We start from the raw sequence: 4,223 nt of genomic DNA on the forward strand, positions 1-4,223 counted from the left end.
GGTGCGACGTTTTCTCATTTCAAATCTCCTCATGGTTGGAGACCTGATCTTATTATTCGCTCTAGGTGATTAGAATGCGGGGTTTATGACGCGCTTACAAAACATCAGTTATTTTAGAACCTTTAGTTAGACAACTTATCAATGAGCATAAAGAAACTACTGGGCAGGAGATCAGATTCAAAAAGATAGAAGGGAACTCTGTATTTTTCTATTTCGTTAACCCTAAGGACTCTCTAAATGCCTAGACTCAAACAAGGTGAAACTTCGAATGGAGTAATGAAAAAAAGAACGGCTATCACCGAATCTATACTTAAAAAGTCAGAGCTAATAGCACAAATTCAATCGGTTGAAGACATTCCCAAAAGTCTAGACATGAAAAGTGGAAAGATATCACAATCATCTGTTCACAAGTGGAACGATTCGAACCTTGGAGTAATAGCGTATGCAAGGAACTCGGCATACTCAATACACAACGAAGAACCATTGGCGTTGTTGCTATCATCTATAGATAAAGCTAATACTCGACTCACGAACGGTTACTCTGAAAATGATACGAATAGAACAAAAAATGGTGAGGAGAGTAAGTTAAAACAAGAAAATAGAGAGCTACGCGTAGCTCTCGCCGAAGTTTACCGAGCTTATATGCAACTAATCCACGAGTTTCGGGAAGACAAGGAGATTGATGAAAGGTATAGAGAATTGCTAAGGAAACAGGCAAAAGCTCTAGGTAAAAATAAAGTTTGGGAAGCATAAAATGTCTAAAGTCATTCTTTCCAACAATCCTGATTTATCATTCCTTCCTTCATTCAAAGAAGAGAAAGAATACGTTCTACCTATTATTTTGAAACAAAATGGCCACTTTAATTGGGAGGCTAATTACTTTTTAACAGTATATGGGGGTGGATATTTAACATACAATGTAAAACCCAAATATAATACTGTTGTAAAGAAAGCATATTGCTTAAACATTTTCTGCTCATTTATGGAAAAAGAAAACATAAAATTAAACGAAGTTTCAGATAGTACTATGTATCTATACATCAAGAGCTTAAAAAAAAGAAAATGCAATGATGAAACAATAATAAAGCATGGACGAACTGCATTAGAATACATTATTCATCTAAGCCAAAATAACCCTGATTGGAAACTAGCTTCCCAAGTGGGAACATCTGAATATGGTATCCATTACTCTCTTAAAAAGTATAGACATGGTGACATAAACAGAGAATATCCATACCATAGTAGTTTCAATGGCTTAATTCACATAAGGAGGGAGGCAGAGTATGTTCGAGACCATGAGTTATCAATGTGGTATGAGGCCATCGAAACCACTAGCTTCCATCCTAATTTAGATGACTTCCTAATCGCTAGATGGCAAGCTTTTATAACTCTACAAGAGATTACAGGCTCTAGAATAAGCGAAGTCCATAAAATCACTAGAGTAATGATAAAACAGGCTGTGAAAAACCTTTTTAATGGCAAACCTATCGTAATTAAAGGTATTCCTATTCTCAAAGGGAAGTACAAAGGAAAGACACGTAATGTTCAAGTTGATGGAGAAAGCCTTCAAATAGTTATGTTATATATCGACATGGTTGAAAAGAAATTCAAAGACATAGATCATGACTTCATTTTTGTTAACTTAACAACAGGCACTCCCTTATCATTAAGCTATCTCAAAAACTATGCAAAAAAAGTCATTAATTGTAGCAAATACTGTAATGCTTTAAAGCACCTAAGTAATCATTCTTTTAGGCACAGGTTTATAACTATTAATGTTGCCAAAGAAATAGTAAAACTATCCAAATCTGGAAGCTTTTCGAATATATTAACTGTAGCTGCTAATGCATGTAGAAAGATTTCAATGCATGCATCTAATAGTTCTCTGTCCCATTATGTTCACCTAGCCGCTGATTTAATTAATAGTGATAGAAATAATGTTCTAGAAGTACCATTATCATACGAAGCAACTTTCTTACAGAGTTTAATTGCAGTGAAAGAATTACACGATATGGGAAAAATTGATGATAAGGATGCTCTATATAGCTTCCTCGATATAACCAATAATTATAAAAATCAGTAAGACCACATGGTTAAAATTTCCTACTCAGAATGATCATTCCTCTCTACTACTAACACTTCCCTTTAAAAAGTAATTATTTAAAATTGATGAATGATACCAATCATCATCTTTAACATAAGGGCCAAGCTCTTCAATTATAAAAATAATACTTTGATCTAGCTTGGAAAAAGCATGCAACTTTAAAGAGTGAGTTACTATAATTTTGGAGAAAGCTTCGAGGTTGACTTCATCTAGCTTCCGAATAACACCTAAAACTACACCTAAGTAATACGCTTTTTTCTTTTTGCTTATTGCCTTAGAAGTGAGCATATAGTAGGTCATCATGCCAAAAGATTCTAATATGAGCTCTGGGTTGTATCTTTCCTGATTTATTGCCCTTTCAACAATCATATCGATCCATGAAGACATAGTAATAAAGCATTCATAGAGTAAGAAATAATTACGAGTAGGGAACTCTTTTCCACTTCTATTCATTTCAACGTTATCAATGCTGGAGATAATTTCTTTCGCTATAAATAACAGATAGTTAGGAAATAAATGGTTATAATACTTCTGCTCTATAGCTTGCCTTATCATCATATCGTATAGGAAAATTGATATATATACTGGACATTCATAACGCTCGTTGCTATCAACAAAGTCATCGCAAGAATTATGATAGACACTATTTTGTGATTGCTCTTTTTGGATAATCTTGATAGAAAAATTCTTTATTGAAAGATATAGTTTTAAATCGTCAGATCTTCGTATATCTTCAAATAAATACTTCAACAATAAATTGCTGGCATCTATTTCATAACAATTTGACTGATCAATATATTGAGACTGTGATAGTTCCCTATAGAGTAAGCTATGCTTATCTTCCAAAAGCATATTAATAAACTCTTCGCGATAAACTGATTCAATATTATCAGATGTACTAATTAACTCCAATCCTAATGTTGGGTGATTTTCATTCAAATAGCACACTAAAGATCTAGACTTAAAAATCAACGAAAACATAGAGTCTATTTCATTAGAAACTTGTGAACTATTAGGAATCATACACGCTAACTTATCCCTAATGTTTTCTGTAAATGTAGTTTTATTATCCTCACTTACGTTAAACGAGATCAAATTCACATGCTCATATCTTGGCTTAATTTTTCTATGTAATACGACATACCATGGTATATGTGAATAATATTTAATCAAGTAAAGCTTATACTTTTCCAATAGAAATGATATATCTACAAAATTAACTTCTTTAATTAAAGAAGTAATTTCTTTCTTTAGCTTTGATATGCTAGATTTAGGTAATTTCTCCTCTCTATATTTTACAATACAGAAAGTCATTAACAGCAATGAGGAAGCAAGAAGAGAACTTTCCTCATCAAAGCCCCACAACCAAGGGATAGGGAGGACAAGATTATTATATTTAAGTATTTCGAAGAATAAGAAATACAAGATAAATGCAATAAGAACTGAAAATAGTATTTTATCTAACAACGTAACTCTAATTTTCAAATCCAAAATTCTCTTCGTAGGAAGAAGGGTAGCTCCTGTAAGTAAAACAGCAAATACCGTTAGTAATCCCGATGCATCCATTTTATGAGCCTATTGTAAATTATTATTAAGTTATGTTCTAACAACCAAGTGATCTATCGAATAAATAGCGCATGAGCTCTATAGTTTTTTAACTCATCTAACAAAGGGTCATATGTTACAGACACCCTTATATATGGCCTGACATAATGATCAAGAGTTATATAACCATCGTATTCCTCAAGATTATGAAAACTATCAGAAAATGAGTCTTGTTCACTCAAGTACTTATATTCATTAGCATCCATTTTTAAAGTTAGAAAAACACTGCGAATATCGTAAGTAATGTCCATTCCTATCGACCCTGATTCAAGTAATACTGCTGACTCTATCGACATATCCTCTAAACCTTCCATTGTATAAGCCCCTATAGAGTCAAACAAACACAGTTGTTCAGGATACTTTGAATCACTAATAGCATTTCGTATCGATTCTTTATTCAGTTGCCCTAGATAATTCGTAAGCGCGTCATAAACCCCGCATTCTAATCACCTAGAGCGAATAATAAGATCAGGTCTCCAACCATGAGGAGATTTGAAATGAGAAAACGTCGCAC

The 4,223-nt window shown here is 33.2% G+C and carries 4 protein-coding genes; 2 read left to right on the plus strand and 2 right to left on the minus strand.

Annotated elements, in window-relative coordinates; genetic code table 11:
- The first annotated feature begins 237 nt into the window (after nt 1-237).
- A complete protein-coding gene (locus tag IQQ51_RS09360) occupies nt 238-753 on the plus strand; it encodes a hypothetical protein (RefSeq protein WP_193840881.1) in 516 nt (171 codons plus the stop codon).
- A 1-nt stretch (nt 754) separates the two neighbouring features.
- Nucleotides 755-2,083: a site-specific integrase gene (locus tag IQQ51_RS09365; RefSeq protein ID WP_193840882.1), complete on the plus strand. Its 1,329-nt coding sequence runs from the start codon at nt 755-757 to the stop codon at nt 2,081-2,083.
- Nucleotides 2,084-2,116: 33 nt separating this feature from the next.
- Here IQQ51_RS09365 and IQQ51_RS09370 read toward each other — a convergent pair whose 3' ends face one another.
- Both IQQ51_RS09370 and IQQ51_RS09375 read right to left on the minus strand, forming a co-directional pair.
- Complete coding sequence (locus IQQ51_RS09370) at nt 2,117-3,670, minus strand: hypothetical protein (protein ID WP_193840883.1); 1,554 nt, start codon at nt 3,668-3,670, stop codon at nt 2,117-2,119.
- A 53-nt stretch (nt 3,671-3,723) separates the two neighbouring features.
- Complete coding sequence (locus IQQ51_RS09375) at nt 3,724-4,023, minus strand: hypothetical protein (protein ID WP_193840884.1); 300 nt, start codon at nt 4,021-4,023, stop codon at nt 3,724-3,726.
- Nucleotides 4,024-4,223 lie beyond the last annotated feature (200 nt).

The sequence above is a fragment of the Vibrio sp. OPT18 genome, assembly GCF_015163615.1.
Classification (GTDB): domain Bacteria; phylum Pseudomonadota; class Gammaproteobacteria; order Enterobacterales; family Vibrionaceae; genus Vibrio; species Vibrio coralliirubri.

What these genes read in the sequence shown, in the direction of transcription:
- IQQ51_RS09370 (WP_193840883.1), bottom strand. Translation starts at nt 3,670, where the DNA reads ATGGATGCATCGGGATTACTAACGGTATTTGCTGTTTTACTTACAGGA.
- IQQ51_RS09375 (WP_193840884.1), bottom strand. Translation starts at nt 4,023, where the DNA reads ATGGAAGGTTTAGAGGATATGTCGATAGAGTCAGCAGTATTACTTGAA.
- IQQ51_RS09365 (WP_193840882.1), top strand. Translation starts at nt 755, where the DNA reads ATGTCTAAAGTCATTCTTTCCAACAATCCTGATTTATCATTCCTTCCT.
- IQQ51_RS09360 (WP_193840881.1), top strand. Translation starts at nt 238, where the DNA reads ATGCCTAGACTCAAACAAGGTGAAACTTCGAATGGAGTAATGAAAAAA.